At 55.4% G+C, this 19,331-nt stretch carries 17 protein-coding genes and 2 pseudogenes; 12 read left to right on the top strand and 7 right to left on the bottom strand.

Translation table 11 applies throughout. From position 1 onward, the window contains the following. Positions 1-326: 326 nt before the first annotated feature. The 3 genes from B0B13_RS00520 to B0B13_RS00510 form a co-directional block, all read right to left on the bottom strand. A complete protein-coding gene (locus tag B0B13_RS00520) occupies positions 327-1,544 on the bottom strand; it encodes a Replication protein O (protein ID WP_237573886.1) in 1,218 nt (405 codons plus the stop codon). Positions 1,545-1,766: 222 nt separating this feature from the next. Next, the gene (locus tag B0B13_RS00515; RefSeq protein WP_076793775.1) at positions 1,767-2,810 is read right to left on the bottom strand and encodes a ParB/RepB/Spo0J family partition protein; all 1,044 of its coding nucleotides are present in this window, start codon (positions 2,808-2,810) and stop codon (positions 1,767-1,769) included. Continuing rightward, positions 2,807-4,084 carry a ParA family protein gene (locus B0B13_RS00510; protein ID WP_083703561.1) on the bottom strand — a complete coding sequence of 426 codons (1,278 nt, stop codon included), beginning with the start codon at positions 4,082-4,084 and terminating at the stop codon, positions 2,807-2,809. The genes B0B13_RS00515 and B0B13_RS00510 overlap by 4 nt, the downstream gene beginning before the upstream one ends. A 315-nt stretch (positions 4,085-4,399) precedes the next feature. Here B0B13_RS00510 and B0B13_RS00505 point away from each other — a divergent pair, with 315 nt between their 5' ends. Beyond that, positions 4,400-5,197 carry a Fic family protein gene (locus B0B13_RS00505; protein ID WP_237573879.1) on the top strand — a complete coding sequence of 266 codons (798 nt, stop codon included), beginning with the start codon at positions 4,400-4,402 and terminating at the stop codon, positions 5,195-5,197. 130 nt (positions 5,198-5,327) lie between these two features. Here B0B13_RS00505 and B0B13_RS00500 read toward each other — a convergent pair whose 3' ends face one another. Beyond that, the gene (locus B0B13_RS00500) at positions 5,328-5,885 is read right to left on the bottom strand and encodes a hypothetical protein (protein WP_212667331.1); all 558 of its coding nucleotides are present in this window, start codon (positions 5,883-5,885) and stop codon (positions 5,328-5,330) included. A gap of 139 nt (positions 5,886-6,024) precedes the next feature. Here B0B13_RS00500 and B0B13_RS00495 point away from each other — a divergent pair, with 139 nt between their 5' ends. Continuing rightward, positions 6,025-6,417 (top strand): helix-turn-helix domain-containing protein, encoded by a 393-nt coding sequence (locus tag B0B13_RS00495; protein ID WP_076793773.1) that lies wholly within the window; start codon positions 6,025-6,027, stop codon positions 6,415-6,417. Positions 6,418-7,203: 786 nt separating this feature from the next. Here the strand turns inward: B0B13_RS00495 and B0B13_RS00490 are convergent. Then, complete coding sequence (locus B0B13_RS00490; RefSeq protein ID WP_076793771.1) at positions 7,204-7,506, bottom strand: hypothetical protein; 303 nt, start codon at positions 7,504-7,506, stop codon at positions 7,204-7,206. A 106-nt stretch (positions 7,507-7,612) separates the two neighbouring features. Here B0B13_RS00490 and B0B13_RS18590 point away from each other — a divergent pair, with 106 nt between their 5' ends. From B0B13_RS18590 to B0B13_RS00480, 3 genes are read left to right on the top strand one after another with little or no spacing between them, the layout of a single operon-like run. Further along, positions 7,613-8,008 (top strand): hypothetical protein, encoded by a 396-nt coding sequence (locus B0B13_RS18590; RefSeq protein ID WP_212667330.1) that lies wholly within the window; start codon positions 7,613-7,615, stop codon positions 8,006-8,008. A 25-nt stretch (positions 8,009-8,033) separates the two neighbouring features. After that, complete coding sequence (locus B0B13_RS00485) at positions 8,034-8,357, top strand: type II toxin-antitoxin system RelE/ParE family toxin (RefSeq protein WP_076793934.1); 324 nt, start codon at positions 8,034-8,036, stop codon at positions 8,355-8,357. Continuing rightward, complete coding sequence (locus B0B13_RS00480) at positions 8,354-8,689, top strand: helix-turn-helix domain-containing protein (RefSeq protein ID WP_076793770.1); 336 nt, start codon at positions 8,354-8,356, stop codon at positions 8,687-8,689. Before B0B13_RS00485 ends, B0B13_RS00480 begins: the two co-directional genes overlap by 4 nt. 600 nt (positions 8,690-9,289) lie before the next feature. Here B0B13_RS00480 and B0B13_RS18795 read toward each other — a convergent pair. After that, positions 9,290-9,595: a hypothetical protein gene (locus tag B0B13_RS18795; protein WP_076793767.1), complete on the bottom strand. Its 306-nt coding sequence runs from the start codon at positions 9,593-9,595 to the stop codon at positions 9,290-9,292. Positions 9,596-10,092: 497 nt separating this feature from the next. Here B0B13_RS18795 and B0B13_RS00465 point away from each other — a divergent pair, with 497 nt between their 5' ends. Together B0B13_RS00465 and B0B13_RS00460 are read left to right on the top strand one after the other, a co-directional pair. Then, on the top strand, positions 10,093-10,905 hold the full coding sequence (locus B0B13_RS00465) for a ParA family protein (protein WP_076793765.1): 813 nt from the start codon (positions 10,093-10,095) through the stop codon (positions 10,903-10,905). Continuing rightward, positions 10,906-11,787 carry a ParB/RepB/Spo0J family partition protein gene (locus B0B13_RS00460; protein WP_076793764.1) on the top strand — a complete coding sequence of 294 codons (882 nt, stop codon included), beginning with the start codon at positions 10,906-10,908 and terminating at the stop codon, positions 11,785-11,787. It abuts the gene before it with no gap. A gap of 706 nt (positions 11,788-12,493) precedes the next feature. On the opposite strand, the gene B0B13_RS00455 is transcribed toward B0B13_RS00460, so the two are convergent. Further along, positions 12,494-13,753, bottom strand: coding sequence for an IS256 family transposase (locus B0B13_RS00455; protein ID WP_076793762.1), 1,260 nt, complete (start codon positions 13,751-13,753; stop codon positions 12,494-12,496). A 1,331-nt stretch (positions 13,754-15,084) separates the two neighbouring features. On the opposite strand from B0B13_RS00455, the pseudogene B0B13_RS00445 reads away from it, so the two are divergent. From B0B13_RS00445 to B0B13_RS00425, 5 genes and pseudogenes are all read left to right on the top strand, one after another. Beyond that, a pseudogene (locus B0B13_RS00445) lies at positions 15,085-15,538 on the top strand (glycoside hydrolase family 108 protein). 19 nt (positions 15,539-15,557) lie between these two features. Next, positions 15,558-16,097 (top strand): hypothetical protein, encoded by a 540-nt coding sequence (locus B0B13_RS00440; protein ID WP_237573875.1) that lies wholly within the window; start codon positions 15,558-15,560, stop codon positions 16,095-16,097. 176 nt (positions 16,098-16,273) lie between these two features. Next, a complete protein-coding gene (locus tag B0B13_RS18585; RefSeq protein ID WP_212667329.1) occupies positions 16,274-17,332 on the top strand; it encodes a glycoside hydrolase family 19 protein in 1,059 nt (352 codons plus the stop codon). 141 nt (positions 17,333-17,473) lie between these two features. After that, positions 17,474-17,789: pseudogene (locus B0B13_RS00430) on the top strand (IS3 family transposase); the annotation flags it as partial. Between the two features lie 80 nt (positions 17,790-17,869). Then, positions 17,870-19,297 (top strand): IS4 family transposase, encoded by a 1,428-nt coding sequence (locus B0B13_RS00425; protein WP_076793759.1) that lies wholly within the window; start codon positions 17,870-17,872, stop codon positions 19,295-19,297. The last annotated feature ends 34 nt before the right edge of the window (positions 19,298-19,331 follow it).

Raw genomic sequence — 19,331 nt, 5'->3', positions numbered from 1 at the left:
AGTTGACCTCGATGTTGTGCGGAACGTGGCGAAGGGTGATTTGCCGCCGGGTGCAAACCATATCGTAAATGTCGGCGTTCAGGCTTTGCTCGTGCATGCGCTGCATGAGCGTGCGCGTCAGTTTTACGAGCGCTACGGATTTCAGTCCTCAACAGTGCATTCTATGACGTTAATGTTGCGACTACCGCAAGGTAGCCATACGCAAAGGGCCACTGGCGATACGATGTGAACACCGGCGCTTACGCTGGATGGCCGATGCGACGTTGAACCCGTCCAAGCACTCGCCTGTGTTGCGGCGAACGGTGTTTGTCTGTGTTTGATCGCGATTACGCCGAAAATAAGTACGCCGTTGCCCGGCGTTTCAACAGCTCCCGCATTTGCTGCACGTGTGTAAGGGAGCTTGCAACCTGCCCTCCCTCCTCGCTCGTCTTTTCAGATCTCTTGCAGCTTCCCTCAACCGCTTGATGAACAGAATGGCACACCTTTGCGCTGCGCTGTAATCGCCCGCTCACGATGGCGCGTGCAATGTCTAGCATCCGAGTCCCGGCCGCTGATCGCGGCCGCGTTTCGCCAGGGAGATGAAGCAAGGCGCTCGCCCCGTCTTCACCGATTTCGACAGTCAGACCTTTCATTGGATCGACGAATGTCAGACCAGCCGCGTCGTGCAAAGCTTGAGTTAGGCTCCGATGTTCAGCGTCGTGCTGAGTCCGTTGATGGGCTTCGTCGCGACGTTGGCGAGCCTGATAGCTGAAATCGACCGGTTTGCGAAGCAGCGATCGAAGGTATGCAATGGGAGCAACAGCTTTCTTGAGCGAGTGCCAACACGTGTCGACAACATCGGAGAGGCGCTTGCCGCTTTTTCGTGCCTCGACCATGAGTTTGAAGATGAAAAATTTATTAAAGCCCAGCGAAGTGAGGCGTTCGAGGTCTTGGGGCAGGGCGCCTGGTTGTTTCTTTTGAAAAGACTTTGGGTATACCTCCTTATATATAGGACCGTCTGCCACGCTGGCAGACGGTAATTCTGAACTGTGTGCAATATCCGACTGACCGCCGTCGCCCCGCTCTGCACCGATTGCGTTATGAGGCGTGCATGGCGCTTCAACGAAGCCAAGGAGCAGGGCAGCTTTTTGGGTCAGATAGAGATAGGCGCGGCCAAATACCCCCTCTGCCTCGTAGCGTCGCTGCGGGGCGCGGTGAATGAGGCCGGCGGCTTCAAGATCGTCCAGGCTTCGATAGAAGGTGCGCATGGACTGCATGGCGCGGCCAGTCAGAAGCTCGCGGCGGGCGAATATTGCAGCGTACGGACGATGGGAGAGAACGGTTCGTGCGAGAGCCGCGAGGACCGCGCGAGCGCGGGCCGGAAGGCCTTCAATGTGTGAAGCACGGAAAACGGCTCTAAAGGTGACCCACGGCAGGTTCGTTGTGTCGCAGCCGAATTCAGCCAGTGCTTGGTCGTCTGAGACTGAAATTGAAAGGTGACTTGCGTTGGGGTAAGCTTCACCCTCGCAAGCAACTGCAGGTTGCGCGATAGACATGCCCAGCATCCATTTCAAAAAATGGCTGTTTAACGCTTGACTATCGGTCGCGTTCCGCTACACTCGGAGTTGTCAGTGCTCGTCCGGTTCCAGCCGGTGAGTGCAGCGGGCGAGGTTCCAGCCAAGCCCACTTTCGCAAAGGCCTTCGGTTCCAGCCGAAGGCCTTTGTTTTTCTAGGTTAGATAATTCAAGTCGTGTTATCGGACTCCAATAACCTTAAAAATCAAAGACTTAGTTTTCCGTTTCTGCGGACAAAGTCTTAGCCAGCGTCTCTAGGTGCTGCCGAATCGCATCCTGAGCAGCTTGCGCCATTTCTTCCGACTGAAACTCGATCCGCATTACATTTCGCGCTCGCCGAACATCACACCAAGTACTCTTACCTGCCTTGACCTTAAAGGCGCTTGAAGGCGCGGCTGATGATTTGGGAGCGCTGTCTGCCTTAACAAATTTGACAGCCTGTGCTTGATCGAGCTTTCGTTCCGCGAGTCGCTTAACTGCCTCTATCACCCGCTCGCCTTTGCCGGCATCGGTTAGAGCCGCTAGCTCAGCTGCCGCCGTCGCGCCCATGATCGACTGATTTGCGTCTAAGATTGACCGCGCCGCGGCCGGCAATCGGTCAAAGGAAAGCAGCGCGCTCAAATGCGATTGACTAATTCCGGTGCGCTCCGCGACCTCTGTCTGCGTGAGATTAGGGTGCTTTTCATGAAAACGTTTAAGCCCTGCATACTTTTCGTAGTCGGTTAGATCAGACTGCATCAGATTGGCAAAAAACGCTCCGTCATCCGCCTCCAATTCAGTGCTGTCTTCAAGCACGCAACGGATCGTCGGTCTCCCTAATTCACGGAACGCGTCTGTGCGGTGATGCCCAGAGACGATCTCAAAGTCGCCATCTGCTCGTAAGCGCACAGTCACGGGAGTAACAAGTTTGTTGTGGCGCAAGTTCTCGCGCAGCTCCGAAAACTTTGCGGGATCCATGTATCGCCTACGCCCTGGAACTTCATGAAGACGCTCCAGTGGGATCTCCATCGCGCTTGCTGAGACCAGCTGCTCTTCAAGTTCCTTGATTCGAGCCTCAGCCGCTTGAGTCACTGCGCTATCTTTGGCGGCCAACGCGGCCTTTGCTTCGGCAAGTTGCTTGCGCAGTGCTGCGATCTGCATCGTTTGTCCAGGGCCTGTTGTTGGGCCTGGTGGCTTCATTGACGCCGCGACTGCCTCATCTTCTGCTGTCAGCGTGATCGACAGCCCTTTTGACATCCTTTCTTTTAGTGGACTCATCCCTTCACTCCCTTAGCCCACGAGGCGCTGGCCTTTGCATCGACCAAATCGACGAACCGATCAATCGGATTGCGAATCCGTCGCAATGTCTCCAAGCCACCTTCATACTTCTCGAGATCATAAATGGTCTGAAAGTGCATATTTGTGTTGCGCGCGAGGTCAGTTTCAGGAATTTCGACCGGAATTACACGAGCGCCATAAAGGTTTGATATCCACTGCTGAAGCACTCGTGTTGCTGGCTTGTTAGGGGCGACACGGGTTACCAAAACATCCACAAACTCAAAGCGCTTTTTCTCCGCATCGCCAAATTCCTCCATTCCCGTAATGAGATCGGAGAAAAGGTGCCAGAACTGCACCATAGAAGCAAATGAAAGCATGTCCGGAACAACTGGTACGATCACACCATCCGCGGCAAAGACAGCGTTGATGGTCAGGTAGCTCAACGTCGGAGCCGTATCGATGATCACGTAGTCGTACTCTTCAAGTAGCGGCGTAAGGCCCTTGTGAAGGACCTGTTCAAACCGTACGTCGCCTTCTTTTGCCAGATTCGCTCGCGCCGGCAACATAAATTCAGCGTTGAAAAGCTGAGGAGAAGCCGGGATCAGGTCAAGATTTGGCCAATACGTCTTAACAGGCAAAGTACGCATATCGAATGGCTCACCGTCAACGTACGCTTGTATCAGCGGAATAATGGTGTCTTCCGCCTCAATCTCGGCATGTGGGTTGTACCCATATAACGTCGTCGCACTGCCTTGTGGATCGAGATCGATGTGACAAACCCTACGCCCGCGGCGCATCGATAGGCCTTGGGCCAGGAGAGTTGACGTCGTGGTTTTGGTCACGCCTCCCTTAAAATTGGCGACCGTAATGACCTTGCCTCGCCCACTGCGCGGTGTTGGTTGCAGTTCGGCCTTGACCCATTCAATAGTTTCCTCGACCGTGAAAGAGCGCTGGCCACCTGTACGATGCTGCTTGCCTTTGGGAAGAGAGGTGGTCGAAAGCGCATAACTCATGCGCTTGCGGTCGATTCCGCACATCTCTTGAACTCGTGTCGAAGAGACTAGTGGGGCGACTTTGCGAGGCTCAGGCTTCAAAACCTCGTCTCGGATCTTCCGCAGCATTACGGTCGACCTATTGGCGAGGAGCAGGAGATCTTCCGCTGTGGTATCGTCTGGTGCCGACAACAGAACGTCCTCGGCTGGCTGGTTCAGCTGACTTCTAATGCCGGACGCGTCGGAAGGCGTGCCTTTCCCTTCTGCAATTTGTTTCGTCATCGGTCTTTAGCAATATTTTTGGACAGCCATGAGGAAAAAGTCGTGCTGCTGTCGAATTGACCGAAATATAGAACGTGTCCCCAGTAAACGCAAGTTAACTTTCTTAGGGAAGACCTGCCGGCGACGCTCGACGAGCTCGGCCTGAAGCAGCAAACTGACGAAGTAGCGAGCAAAGCAGCGACTTTCCGCCTGCAATAAACCACTTTCGGACGCCCGCGGTCGTTTTGCAGACCAATCGGTCAGGGTTGCAGCGTACCCGTCGTATTATTTTTTTCCCATTTTACATTGTGAGAATAGGCGGAAATGGGCGCATGATTGGCTCATGTTCGAACCGACACCCTTCAAATCACGCCGGAGGTTCTGGGTCTGATTGCCCGGATCGACGAATTCAAAGGTACATGGCGCCCTCTGGGCACGCTTGCGTCAGACCGATCGTTGTTCCTGCGACGAGTGGTGACCATTGAGAGCATCGGCTCGTCAACCCGCATTGAAGGCAGCGGGCTTTTTGACCGGGAAGATGAACGGCACCGGGGCCACTACAAGACAAGTTCCAACAGCGTCGCCGCTTTCGACGAAAATGGCAGGCAGCTCGGCGTCGTGTTCGAAACGGCCACGCCCTTTGACACGCCGCGCCTCATGACCGAACTGGTATCGTGGGTCAGCGACGAGCGCGACAAAGCGCGCCTGCACCCGCTGCTGATCGTTGCCATTTTTGTCGTCGTGTTTTTGAAAATTCATCCATTTCAGGATGGAAATGGGCGGCTCAGTCGCGTGCTGACGACCTTGCTACTGCTTCAGGCTGGCTATGCTTATGTACCGTATAGTTCGCTGGAAAGCGTGATCGAGGCGAACAAAGAGAGCTACTATCTGGCTTTGCGTCAGAGCCAAGGGACAATCCGCAACGATAAGCCGAACTGGCAGCCGTGGCTGTTGTTTTTCCTTTGCTCGTTTGCCGAACAGGTGCGACGGCTTGAGAAGACAGTCGAGCGCGAGAAGATCGTGCTGGCGTGTTTGCCTGCGCTGTCCTTAAAATTGTCGAGTTCGCCCGCGAGCACGGACGAATCACGATGGCCGAGGCGATCAAGCTCACCGGTAGCAGCCGCAATATGTTGAAGCAACACTTTCGCGATCTGGTCGAATGAGGGCATTGGGAGCCGCACGGCAGTGGGCGCGGCGCGTGGTACGGCATGAAATAACGCGCTTGCCATGAGCTGGCATGGCCTTGTGCTCATTGCGAGCCGCGTCAAGTCCGGTGCTCATCTCGCAGTGCAACACGCAACGCCCGTCGCATCGCCCGCGCGAGACGGATTGCGGTATGACGATAAAGCCCCTGCACAATCGCATAATCGAGCTCGTCGGCCTCGACTACGATGCACCACTTCGCCGGGTACCTGGGATCGCAAAGCCGCCGCGGCGAGGCCGGCGGCTCACTGGGTGCTGCGCGTGGCGACAGCAGCATTGCGCGGCGTCCGCTTGGCGAGACCAAGCAAACGCGATCAATTCGATGCATCGCGATATGGATTGGCTCCGATTTCACCCCATACCAAACGATGCCCGCTGGACTAATACTGAACCGGCTTTCGCTCAGGGCCAGCTTCAGCCGACGCAGCCAACACCGGGCGCTCAACATCTCGCACAGCACCACTGCGATGCCCAATTCAAGATGCACGATGAACGCGGTGGTGGTCGTGCCGGCGGCGGCTAGCCATACGCCCATGCTTTTGCTTTCGGAAAAGAAAGCCGGCGGCACGATGAAGCGCATGTGTGCCTGGTCCACTGCATTGACGTGAAATCCTTTCACCACGGTATCCGTTGCCGGGTAGCCCTGCGTCGTGCGGGTAAGGTGTACGTAAGCTTATTTTTTAAATGTAACGTATTCGTTCTTCTGTAAACCGGCCCTTATTCGCACACTGGCGGTTTCGGTTTAACGGGAAGGACAGGTGGCGCAGGACAATGAGTCGCACAGCAAACTCGCGCGAACGATAGGTCAAGCCATCGCGCGACAGCGCAGGCTGTGTGGACTGGTACAGGAACAGCTCTCGGAAGCGGCGGGGTTAGCGCAGGCCTCATCGTCCCAGATGGAGCGCGGCAGGGCGCTGCCCGGTCTTGACCGGCTGGCGCAGCTCGCGCAGTTGCTCGACTGTCGACTCGTGGATTGGGTGGCAGAAGGGGGCACCGGCGCGCTGGACTGCGCTATGCGCATGCACGCAAAGTTGGCGGCGTTATCGCCCTCGCAGCAGGAGGCACTGGAACATCTGCTGGACGAAGCCATTGCGATGATGACTGGCACCCGCTCGGCCGCTCGCAGGCGTGGTCGGAAAGCCGCGAGTTGACATGGCGAGGGTGCTGCGTGGCACCGTATCGCGGTGCGCTACGCTCGCGCGCGTACGCTGCGCTATTCAGAACAAGACTCAGTGTGCTTATCGGCAACACATGGGGCACGTGCACAAAAATGAGCCATGGTAAAACTAAACTCTATGCACGTTCCAGCTACGGACGCGAGCGCCTCCCGTAAAAGCTCACCTCGATGATATGCCACTACAAGTAGACCGGCTGATTTTCAGCCATAGTGGATAGTTTTGCTGTGAGCGCCGGCTGCCCCTTTCAAGCATCAAGCCGCTGCAAACCGCTCAACGCTTGAATCGCGTGGCCGCTGTCCCAGTGAACCCGTGCGCTGTCCAGGAGCACAGGGTACGGCGACAGAGGGGGCCGTCCACCTGAATCCGTTTGCGGGTCGAGGCTAGGGGCTGCCGCAAAATGGACGGCGAATACGGTGGCACGATAAGTCAGCCATACTCGGAACCCGTCTGCGTGAAACAATGGCGATTTAAACACCCTAACCGGGAAACCAATAGCAGCAAGGGAGAGCGCTGTAATAGGGTAATTGTTTCACGGTTTATTAGCGGCAGGGAGGGTGCTTGACAGGTGTATCGACGGCAGTCTGAGGCGCTATTCGGGCAGAACTGCGACGGCACCGTTATTTGTAATATGCGTTACGTAATTTGTAGCATATTGGATGCTGTATCTCCCCGTGTCTTTGGCAAATCTACTTATCGTCACCGGCAAAAGTAGTTGTCGCTAGACAAGAGCGCCTGCAGTGCGACGCACAAGAGCGAGAGTCAACGCTGGCTCAGGCGTGCGCTGATTGCGCCCGCTAACTCGATAAATTGCGGGCCGACACCGCGCGCCTGATTCAAGAACGCGATGCCGCTGTGCGGCGGGTTGAGCAGAATGCGGTGCAGCACCACGCTAAATTGCAGGCGCAACTGGGTGACGCGTGTTAGTAGATCGGCGTCTTTGAAGGCAGCTTGGCGGCGCTGCGTCGCATCAACACCGACACTGAAAAAGCGCGGCGCGCGCAAGCTAAGTCGGCATCGGGTCGGACTGCCGGCCATATTGGGCGGCAATGCCTGGCGACGCATGGGCTAAACCCGTGCGCGAAAAGAAGACTCAGTGACGCAGTCCCCGACACTCGGTAAGGCCTAAGCGAGGCATGGGCGGTAGATGGTGAACTCAATGAGTGCCCTCATGATCCTGTGGCGTAGGTACCGATTACCAAACCAAGAACACCTTGATTGCAAGTTCGGCAATGCGGCTCCTTCAATCGGCGCGTGCTGCACGTGTGGTGCGCCTTTTGACGTGCCTGCCAAAGGGGTCGTAGGCAGTCTGCCCGGCCATCCCTACATCAGCCTGGCCGTCGCGCGCAATACCTATCCTGATCGGGACGCAGGCGTTGGCGTGGATCAAGAAGCATCTGGACGAAGCGCGGCCTCAGTGTCGCTGGCTGTGGATGAAGGCGTGCTGTTCCTGGCGGTAGTGGGAGAGAGCATCGGCACGCGTAGCTTGGGATGGATGGTATCGGACTACATCAAGCGTTTGGGGGCAAGAGCGGTTCGTGTCACCTGTTCCGTTACACAATGCTGATGCTGGAGAACGGAGCGGACATGCGATTCGTACAGGCAATGCTGGGCTACGCGCAGCTGAGTTCCCGTCTGAGGCTCGCCGAGAGGCGGGCTTCCAACTGGGCCGAGTTCAAGTGGGGCTTGATCCTGAAGACTGGAAGCCTTTCGACGATGTGAGCGCAGGGGTACGGGAGATTCGCATCCGGGATGCGAGCGGTATTTATCGGGTAATGTACGTGGCGAAGTTCGAGGAAGCGATCTACGTGTTGCACTGCTTCCAAAAGAAAACACAAGCGACGCCGAAGCCCGACAAAGAGGTCGCAGCGGCTCGCTATCGGGCGATTGTCCGGGAAAGAAAGGGACAAAGATGAGCAAAGTTGATACACGTATCCGGCATGTGACGAAGCCGGGAGCAAACCTGTTTGTAGAACTCGGCTTCGCGCCTGACGAGGCGCAGCGGTATCAAGCCAAGTCGCAAGCGCTCATCAGTCAGACGATGGCGCTCAAAGAGCAACTCATGGGCGAACTCGCGTCGTGGATCGAGGTTCATCACCTCAAGCAAGCGGAGGCTGCGCAGATATTGCATATTACGCGGCCTCGCGTGTCGGACGTGGTCAACAAAAAGGCGGGCAAGTTCACGATCGACACATTAGTAGACATGCTGGCTCGCGTTGGCAAGCCGGTCAAAGTCATGGTGGGCTAAATTTGTTGCGATCAGTGTTAGCGGTAGCGAGCTATCTTTTTAGGCCGTTCTCGATGCTGTATTGAGCGAGGCGCGACGCATAAAAGTCTACGAGACGGAGCTGTCCTCGTTTTGTCCATTGGGTGGTATGGGCGGCGCATCGCGCCAGCGCATTTTGTGACGGGCTGCCGTTTCGCGATGCCGCGTGTCCTCTTTCGCGTGCAGTTATTAGCTCGTATTGGTCAGCGACATGTGACCCAGATTATCCGCGCACCGTGCGCAGCTCGAGGCCGCCATCGGCCTGGTGTGACCCGGTAGTGTGCCTGAGCCAGGGCGCCAACGCACGGTCCAGTTCGTCGGCGCCCTCAGCGAACTCGGGCCCGTGCGTACGCAGCCATGTCGCAGTACGCCTGAATATATCTTTGATCGTGTCATGGAGAGCCGAGCGCGGCAGGCAGCGGCGTTGACCTTTAAAAGGCATGACTAGTGGCGTGGTGTCGGCTTGGTCGGGAAACGAAACAGGCCACATGCTTGGCGATAGCGGGCCAGCACGGCGATCAACTCCGGCAACGCCGGTACGATCCGCGCGCGTTTTCCCTTGCCAACGATCTCGAGCCACTATTAATCGTGCTCCTGCGTGCTCAGACGCTGCGAGGAGTCGCCCATTATTGCGCCGGCGACCTTGGAGATGCGCAGGCCTTGCAGATAGAAAAGCGTTGTCAGCCAACAGCAGCGCGCATAGTACGCTTGCTGTGCCGCCGTCTGCTGGGGCAGCTGCTCGACGAAGCATCTGACTTCTTTCCATAGCGCGAGCGATAGGCAGCGGGTGATGCGTGGTGCCGACCGTCGGCCGCGTTGACGCAGCAGCGCCATCGGGTTGCCGCGCAGGCTGGAGTGGCGCGTGAAGCGACGTACGATCGACGACATGACGCGAGACCACGCGCCGGACGGCGCGATGCAGATGACCTTCGAACCTGCCTGTCATTGACGAGCCCGCGAAGGCACCGCGCGAATGGTTGCCAGCAATACACGAGCCGAAAGACTGTCACGTGGACATACCAACACTAGCGCTGTTGGTCGAGGAAGGCGAAATCTTACCCTTTTAACCACGCAATACGGATACCATTTTCCAACTGCCCTTCTTTACTCTGCGTTGCCTGTGGTTCAGATATGCGCTGTTTTCTGGAATTGAACAAATATGGGCCGCGCGTCACACGTGACTTGAAAGACGGCATATCTTGAAGACTAAAACATATGTGGCCTCGTGGAACGTGCTTAACGTCTGCACGGCTTCGAGACGATAGCGGAAACACGCGTTTTCCGTTGCCTCACAGCTACAGTGTCCAAACTTTGGACGAGGCAAGGATTTACTTCTACCAAATGCGAATGTATCGTGCACGGAAATCAGATGTAACGCACACGAAATGACCTTTTTCAAACAAACAAAAGTTTTTGCCGTGACGAACCACAAGGGTGGTGTCGGCAAGACGACAACAACGATCAACCTAGCTGACGGCTTTGCCAGCAACGGACTTAACGTTCTCGTTGTCGATTTGGATCCGCAGGCGAACGCAAGCCTGCATCTTGGGACGGAGCACCCGAGCACGGTGACGGTGACATCGGCTGAGCTTTTGCTTGGAGGCGTCGATATTCTTCCAAGAGCGGTTCATGAGACCACCCACATCGACGGTGTTTCATTGATTTACGGGTCGCTTGCCCTTGGTAAAGCTGAAGATGAACTGAAGGATCAAACTCCGCGGCCGTGCGAAGAACTTCGTATGAAGTTGGAGCCGGCGGACGGCATCTACGATGTGATCCTGATCGACTGTCCACCAAGCCTCAAGCTGCTCACGAGTAACGCTATAGCCGCCGCTACTCATGTCATTGTTCCGGTTGAGTCAGGCTCCCAGTACGGCCTGTACGGTGCCGAGGACTTGTTAAAGCACATAGAAAAGATTAAGCGCGTCAACCCAACGCTCAAGCTTCTCGGCGCCCTGCTTCTGAAGCACGATGAGCGTCAAACAGTTTGTAAAATGCTCGGGAGCACCGCAGTTAAGACATTCGGACAGATTTTGCCGGTAAAGATTTCGACGAGCACGAAGGTGAATCAGGCGGCAGTCATGCAGCAAAGCTTGCATGCGTTGGACCGCTCGTCAAAGGTGGCGCGCGAGTATCGCCAGCTGTCGAGCGAGCTTATCAAGATGCTCGGTCTCGAGGCGAAAACTGCGGAGGCGTAGATGGTAGTAAAAAATTTGAAGGCGATGCTTGAGGCGAAGGCTGCTGAGAACACCCAGCGGCACCATGAAGCAAGCCATACGAGCGATTTTGACGTGGGTCGTCAGCACATGATGGTTCCGGTCGACAAGATCGAGCCGAATCCGTTCCAGCCGCGTACCGTCTTTAACGAGGCCAAGATACGCGAGCTCGCGACCACAATTAGCGCCGACGGGTTGGGGGAACCGGTGCTACTGCGTCGTAAAGGTGGCGGATACCAGCTTATTGCTGGTGAAAGGCGCTGGCGAGCGGTCAAATTGCTGAACCACCCGACGATCGAGGCGCTTGTCATTGATGCGGACGATGCGAAGACTGCGATACTTGCGCTTGTGGAAAACTTACAGCGCGAGGACTTGGCTGACTTCGAAGTGGCACTCGGAATTAAGCTAGTGATGGATCAGTTTCCTCAGCGATCCAAGCTCGCGGAGTACTTGGGTATCGAGCGGTCGGATCTTTATCGCTATCTAGCGTTTCACGCTCTGCCTGAGTTCGTCCAGGAGCGGTTGCGGGCGAACCCAGCATTGCTCGGTCGCGTGGCGGCTGCGGATATCGTCAAGGTACTGAAGGACGGCGAGAGTGCTCCCGATCTCATTCAGCGGCTCGATCAAGCCATCACCCTTGTGGAGCGAGGACGGCTGGATCAGACTAAGGTCGCCCGTCATATTGCGAGAACGAGCGGTGGTGGTGTCCCGCTAGCTCAAAAAACCCCTTTGATGTCAAATGGCAGTAAAGTTGGAACTTTCGCACGCGATCATAAGAACATTGTGGTTAAGATAGCTGCTGGGGCACTATCTGATGAAAAAGCAGCCGAGCTGAAAAAATTCGTCGTTGAGTTGCTTGGATAGCGAGTCCGGGTTTTAATTTGTCCAAACTTTGGACAGCGCGTTTAGGTGCTATGCGACAGCAGCGCATAGGTAAGGTAGGCTATGCCGGCAGCCGAAGAGCTGTACCAAATGCCAGCATTTCGTCTATCGGTTGCAGCCTTGATCGCAGCATACGGTAAGAGAGCAGAGCGATTGCAGTTCAGAATGAAAACCGAACGCATAGCGGGCCGGTCCGGCTGGCGAAAGCGAACGGCTTAAGCCTCGATGTGACTGATGACTGTCTTGTGCGGGCTGCTGAAAAGGTAGGGGCCGTCGCTCGGGAGCTGTCACAGATGAGCACCAAGCAGCCGGAGAGGGTGGCTGTGACCTGCCTGATTTCTTCGGACCGTTTCAATTCAGGATCAGCAAACCGCTCCATCTTGCCGATGGCGACTATTAAGGGTGTTGGCAGAGGTGGCTGATGTTTTTTCTTCACTCGCTTGCCGCACAGGTGCGACGGCTCGAGAAGAAGGTGGAGCACGAGAAGATTGTGCTGGTGTCTGCCTGCGCTGTCCTTACAAATCGTCGAATTCGCCTGGTAGCACGGACAAATCACAGTGGCCGAGGCGATCAAACTCGCTGGTAGCAGTCGCAATACCTTTAAGCAACACTTCCGCGATTTAGTGGAAAGAAGACATCCGGAGCCGCAGGACGTATCCGTAATTCTGTGTGTGAGGCGTGTTGAAACTCACAGTCCGATGTTGAAGCGCTCGGGGTAGAGCAGCGCGAACTGCGTCATCGCGCTTTTCCAATCATGTCGGGAACCGGTCCATTTGGCAATGACATTGCGCAGCGCCAGCCAGACCAGCTTGAGCGCGGCTTCGTCGCTGGGGAAGTGGCCGCGTGCCTTGATGATCTTGCGCAGCTGCATGTGCAACGACTCAATCGAATTCGTTGTGTAGATGATCTTGCCAATGTCCGGCGCAAAGGCAAAGAAGGGAGTGACCTGCTCCCACGCACGCCGCCACAGGGCGGCGATCGGCGGATATTTGCACCCCCACGGGCCCTCGTCGAACGCTTGGAGCGCCAGCGCCGCGGCTTCGGCCGACGGCGCCCGATACACTTCTTTGAGTTCGGCGGCGACTTGCTTGCGCTCTTTCCAACTCGCAAAGTCCAGCGAATTGCGAATCAAATGAACGATGCAGGTTTGCACTGTCGTCTCGGGAAACACAGTGTTAATCGCCTCGGGAAAACCCTTCAGGCCGTCAACTACGGCGATCAGGATGTCCTGCACACCGCGCAGCTTGAGCTCGTTGACCACGCGCAGCCAGAACTTGGCGCCCTCAGTGTGCTCGATCCAAAGCCCGAGCACATCGCGTGTGCCGTCGCGGCGCACGCCAAGTGCGAGATAAATCGCCTTATTCTTCACCGTCCCTTCGTCGCGCACCTTCACGCGCAGAGCATCAAAGAACACGACTGGATACATCGCTTCAAGGGGCCGTTGCTGCCACTGGCGTACCTCGTCGATTACGGCGTCCGTGACCGTGCTGACAAAGTCAGGCGAGACTTCGATGCCGTACATCTGCTGCAAAAAACCCTGGATTTCGCGCACAGTCATACCGCGTGCATACATCGCGATGATCTTGTCGTCAAATCCAGTAAAACGCCGTTCGCCTTTGGCGATGAGCACCGGGTCGAATGTCCCGTTGCGATCGCGTGCAATATTCAATTCCAGCAGGTCATCGTCGGTCGTGATCCGCTTGCGGCTACTGCCGTTGCGATGGTTTTCGCTTTCCTCAAGCTTGGCTTGGCCTTTCTCGTAGCCCAGGTGATGCGTCAGCTCTGCGCCCAGGGCCCGTTCGAAGATCGCTTTCTTGAGCGCGGCAAACTGCTCGTTGATCGTTGTTCGCTCCAGCGTGCCGGGCACCAGTTGCTTGATCAGCTCCGGGTCTAGGTTCAGCCCGCGACCGGGCTTAATCGTCGATTCTTCTTTTCGCTTGCGAGGCATGTTGGCTCCTTTGCCAATAGTTTATGCCTCACACACAAGAAATCAGATAGGCTCGAGCCGCACGGCAGTGGGCGCGGCGCGTGGTACGGCCTGAAATGGCGCGGCTCGCAATGACTTTCGAGCTCTGCTTGGCTTTCTAAGTTCCGCGTTCGCTCTATTGTGTTCCTCAAAGCCGTACCGGAGGCGCCTAATCAGACCGACGTGGGGCGGCCTCGATAGCGCAGTGCCGAAAAACCACTCGAGCGCATGGTACTGTCTTGCCGTGTCCCCCTTCGTATAGATCGTTGTAAACGTTGAACTGACGTGTCTTAGCTCCGCGTGCACGCTCCCAAATCGCCGCCCGCGTTCAGCAGCACGGTTCGCATGCGTATGGCGTAGCAGTAGACGCTCTGTGGGCTGGCCGCTGCTCCCGGATAGGCGCGCTCGAATCGCCGAGGGCCTACGCAAAGCGCTTCTTGTACAGTAGGACCAGCGCATCTGAAGCGAAGAAGGGGCCTATTCTCAAGTGGCTGACGAGCGGGGTATCGTTCGACGCCGTTTCATGCGTGTAGGGCGCCGGCTGCAGCTGCTGCGAGTCGTCCGGTGCTGCCATTGACCGCGGCGGCATGTGTACGGGCCGTGCATAACGTGCCGCCGACAAATATTTGCCCAATGCCTTACGCAGTTCGCTTGGCGCTCAGTGGTGCCGCGGGTGCGCGCCTAGCGCAGCGGCTGGGCATTTCGATCAGCGGCAAAACGGTCGCGCGTTGACTCAAACGCAACGGCCAGAAGCACGTTGCGATGGCATCGCCGCTTACCATGATTGGCGGTGATAACTGGGAATTTGGATGCGGTCATCGCTATGGCACCCTACTGGTCAATCTAGAGATATGCCGGCCATCGGATTTGCTGCCAGAACGCCATGCAACGGCGGTGGCGAGTTGGCTAAACGGCCACCGAACAGCCCAGTTGGTGTCACGTGATCGCGCTGCCGTCTATGTAATGATCCGGCACAACACGGCTTAGCACTTGACATCGAAGTTGAGTGTTATAGATTGAAGTTAAGGCTTCGTTTTTTGAAGGGTGCATTCGATACAGCCAAGTTTCATGCCGGTGCCACGCGATTACATATTGTTGGTCCATCAGCATGTGCTTAGTATCGTTTTAGTAGTTAATGTTGTACATCGCAGTGTTGATTGGATTGTGTGTTGCGTAGCCCCATAAATCGGAGCAACTAGTCAATTTCGTAAGTACTGCAAAAAATTTTAAGGACCGACGGGCGTACTTTCCCTATCGTGTTATGTAAATCGCTTCATGCGTCAGATGAATGAACGTTACTTTAGTGGCCCAGCATGAGCACTTTTGATGACGCTTTTGAGCAGCTCATTGGCAATGAAGGGGGTTACTCCAATCACCTTCAAGATCCTGGCGGTGAAACCATGTGGGGTATCACCCAACGGATCGCGCTCTCAGGAGGCTATACCGGCCCCATGCAGGATTTGCTGCGTGAGACAGCCAGGCACATTGCCAAGGCGCTTTACTGGGATTCGCTGCGCTGCGACAGCTATGATGCGCGTGTTGCGTTTCAGGTCTTATGCCAATTACAACGGCGGCCCTGTTGTTGTTTGGATGCAGCAAGCCAGCGGCGCGCTCGCCGACGGCAAACTCGGACCAAAAACGATCGCCGTGGTGCAAGCGGTCGCCCCGGAGCTATTTATCCTGCGTTTTGTGGCCGCGCGCCTAGCCTATTTAACCGCGTTGCAAACTTGGCCCAGCTTTGGGCACGGCGGATCGCCACCAATCTGAGGGTAGCCGGAGCTTAATCATGTTACCGATTGTTTTTGCTCTTGCGCAGTTCGCGCCCCAAATCGCACAGTGGATTGGGAGTAGCCGGGCCGAACAGGTCGCGCAGAAAGTGGTCAACATCGCCCAAGCGGTCACCGGCACCAGCACGCCAGAACAAGCGTTGTCCGCAATCCAAATTGCCCCCGAACTTGCTTACCGATTTCAGGAACCGATAGTCGAGAGCCAAGTCGAGCGGCAGCGTATCGCCGTTGAGTTGGAGAAGTCGCACATCCCCGTCAACATCGAGACGGCAAAGGCGAATTCCGCCGACCACGCCAATGCTCGGCGGATGGCGCTAACTGCACAAGGCCGCATCCCATGTGACCTCGCTTATTTATCTACAGGTGCCCTATTTTTTATGACCGGTGCGCACTTCTGGCTGTTATTTTTTAGTATGTCAGTTAAAACGCTCGCCCTTGGCGTACTTGGCAGCATTAAAGGTGTACTGATTGAGATGATTTTGGGTGAAAAAAATTTTTTCTCGGCTCGTCCTCCACGGCAAAAAAGCAGGCCGCAGTGATTACAAGCTTCTCGACCGATCCGGACACTTATGTTACGACTCAAGGGTTAAACTATATGGTAGGCCGTAATTAGACGGCATTGCCACTGTTAATGGGAGTAATCTATGAGGGCTTATTATGCCTAATTCAACGGCAGCGGTACGTGAGAACGTGTTGATGATTAAGGTGCGAATCTATGGGTAACGAACGAACCATCCTTGATAACAAGGGCACACTGACTAAACAGCGCAAACATTATGCTAGTACCAAGTGCAAGTGCGAAGACAAAGATGCATTGCGCGAAATTTTTAATACAGCCATCCTCTACTACGACCTCGTTAGACGTCAAATCCGTACACTGTCTTCTAACGGCACTTTCGCCCACATTAAATTCAATCCTTGGCTGCAAAAAAGGACGTTTAATGCCAATGGTAATGCAAAGCAAAATATGCTGGAAAACAGCGTTGACGAAACGGTGCCAGCACAGCTGGGAGATAATCTATCTCAATATTTATCTCAAATGTCTGGTCGTAGGCACCAGACATTGGCTAGCGAAGCAGCTGGTAAGGAGCTCGAGGCCTGGTATTCTGACGCGACTTTTTACGTTCACAAAAAATTCAACAAAATTTTACAATCAAAATCAGAAAATTTATTTGATAAACCTGAGCAAGATCGCAATCGGAGCATGATTGGCCGAACGCAAACCATTAAAGGAAACGTTAAAAATTTCCAAGTCTTTAAACAAGCTACGGGGATGAACGCTTCGCTAGCTGCAAAATGGTTCAAACCTATTTTACAGACCATGGACGAATTTCAAATCAATACACCGGCGCGTCAAGCAGCCTTTATTGCCCAAACTGGGCATGAGACACTTGGTTTTCGCAGGACCGAGGAGTTCGCCAGCGGCGCTGCCTATGACACCGGAAATAAGGCCATAGAATTAGGCAACACACCGGAAGCAGACCGCGATGGTCAACGTTACAAAGGGCGTGGCTTGCTTCAAATCACCGGTCGCTACAACTATAAGTTGTGCGGTGTAGCGCTGGGTCTAGATTTAATTAATCATCCGGAGTTATTACTTGAGGCTGCCCCTGCAGCCCGCTCGGCTGGCTGGTACTGGGAATACAAAAAATTAAATAGATGGGCGGATAAAGGCGATTTCGTTGGCCTTACGCGTAGAATTAATACTGCCTTGCTTCACCTGGACGATCGGTACAGTCGTTGGATACGGGCTAAGAATGCACTTACGGCGTAATCTAATGAAATGTGAGCCTTTGGCGAAGTCTCCCTGAAAATTGGAGGTAACAGAAAGATGAACCACACCGGGTTTGGTGGAGGCTCCAACTCTTGAGAAAATGGAGCCACGAACAAGAAGCCAAGCAAGTTTTCTCCGGAAGTGCGAGAGCGCGCAGTGCGCTTGGTACGCGAGTAGCGTAGTGAGCACCCGTCGATGTGGGCGGCAGTGGAATCGATTGCACCGATGATCGGCTGCACGCCGCAAACGTTGCTCCATTGGGTCAAGCGTGAGCAGGTCGATCGCGGTGAGTGCGATGGCGTGAGCACCGCCGAGCGCGAGCGTATCAAGGCCCTGGAGCGCGAGGTCAAGGAACTGCGCCTACCAACGAGATTCTCAAGCTGGCCAGTGTGTTTTTCGCGCAGGCGCATCTCGACCGCCGATTCAAGTCCTGAAGGCCTTCGTCGATCGTAAGCGTTGCGTCTTCCTTGCAATTACCCACATCTCAATCGCGGATCCTAATAACTTGGCATCTATGATGACCGGTGTGCGAACGAGATGGCAGGGAACCGAAAGGCAGATAATCAAGCATGGTTTGAGCATGAAGTTGAAGAAAGCGAATTTGCGGACTCGCGGCTACGCAAGCGTTTGGGCAAGCTTTTGATCCAATGGTGGAACGGCATGGGCCAGACGATTCCATTTGCGTGCCAGGACTGGGCTTCAACCAAGGCGGCCTATCGTTTCCTGTGCAACAAGCGTGTCAATGAGCACGATATCCTGAGCGGGCACTTTCAAGCTAGTGCTGAGCGTTTAAGGTCGACACAGGGCCCTGTTCTCATTGTGCAAGATACAACGGCATTCTCGTACCAGCGCGAACGCAACGAACTCATCGGCTACACGGGCAAAACGTCGATCCGGCCGGCAAGGCATGGTCTGCAACAGCCGCTGACACAATGCGGCATCCTGATGCATTCGAGTCTGGCTGTCACAGCGGATGGACTGCCGCTGGGCCTGGCAGCGGTAAAGTTCTGGACGCGCAGCAAGTTCAAGGGTTGCACGGCGCTCAAGCGACATGTCAATCCGACGCGCGTACCGATTGAGCAGAAGGAAAGCTATCGCTGGCGAGAGAACATGCGCCAGTCAACGGCACTGCTGGGTGAGCCTGCCCGTTGCGTTCACATCGGTGATCGGGAAAGCGACATTTATGAGCTGTTTTGTAGCGCATACGATTTATGCACACACTTCCTAGTGCGCACTTGTGTTGATCGCTTGGCCGGCGATGGTCAGCGCACTGTCGCACACGAAATGGAGCAGGTCCAGCTTAAGGGATTGCACCGCGTTAAGCTTCGTGATAGGAAGGTCGGTCCGATGACTGCTACGCTTGAGCTTCGCTACCAGCGAATGACGGTATTACCACCGATTGGCAAGCACAAGCGCTACCCTGCACTGCAGCTGACCGTTATTCACGCCCAAGAGCGCAATGCACCCCGTGGACGAGCTCGCATTGAGTGGAAACTGATTACCGATATGCCTGTCAGATCGCGCGCCGAGGCAGTCGAAAAATTAAACTGGTATGCCATGCGCTGGAAGATCGAGACATTCCATAAGATCCTGAAATCGGGATGCAGGGCAGAAGAGTCAAAGTTGCGTACGGCCGACAGGCTCGCGAACCTGATTGGCATGTTCTGCATCCTGAGTTGGCGCATATTCTGGCTCACTATGATCAGCCGATCTGTCCCGCAGGCGCCGCCCGAGGTGGCATTTACACAGACCGAAATCGAATTGCTTGGACGTGTCGTCCAGGACTCACCTCGTAGCGCGCAAGCGCTGCCGCTATTGCGCAACTTGCTCAAGCGCGCCCGGCTTGGCGGCCATTTGGCCCGCGCTAGCGATCCTGCCCCAGGAAACACCGTCATGTGGCGCGGCATGCGGCGCTTGATCGATATCCAACTCGGGTATGAACTCGCGCTAACAAGATATAGGTAATTGCAAGCTTGAGACGACGCTTACTTTGTTTGCG

The sequence above is a fragment of the Burkholderia sp. b14 genome, assembly GCF_900156195.1.
Classification (GTDB): domain Bacteria; phylum Pseudomonadota; class Gammaproteobacteria; order Burkholderiales; family Burkholderiaceae; genus Mycetohabitans.
This window is presented reverse-complemented; position numbering and strand designations above follow the sequence as displayed.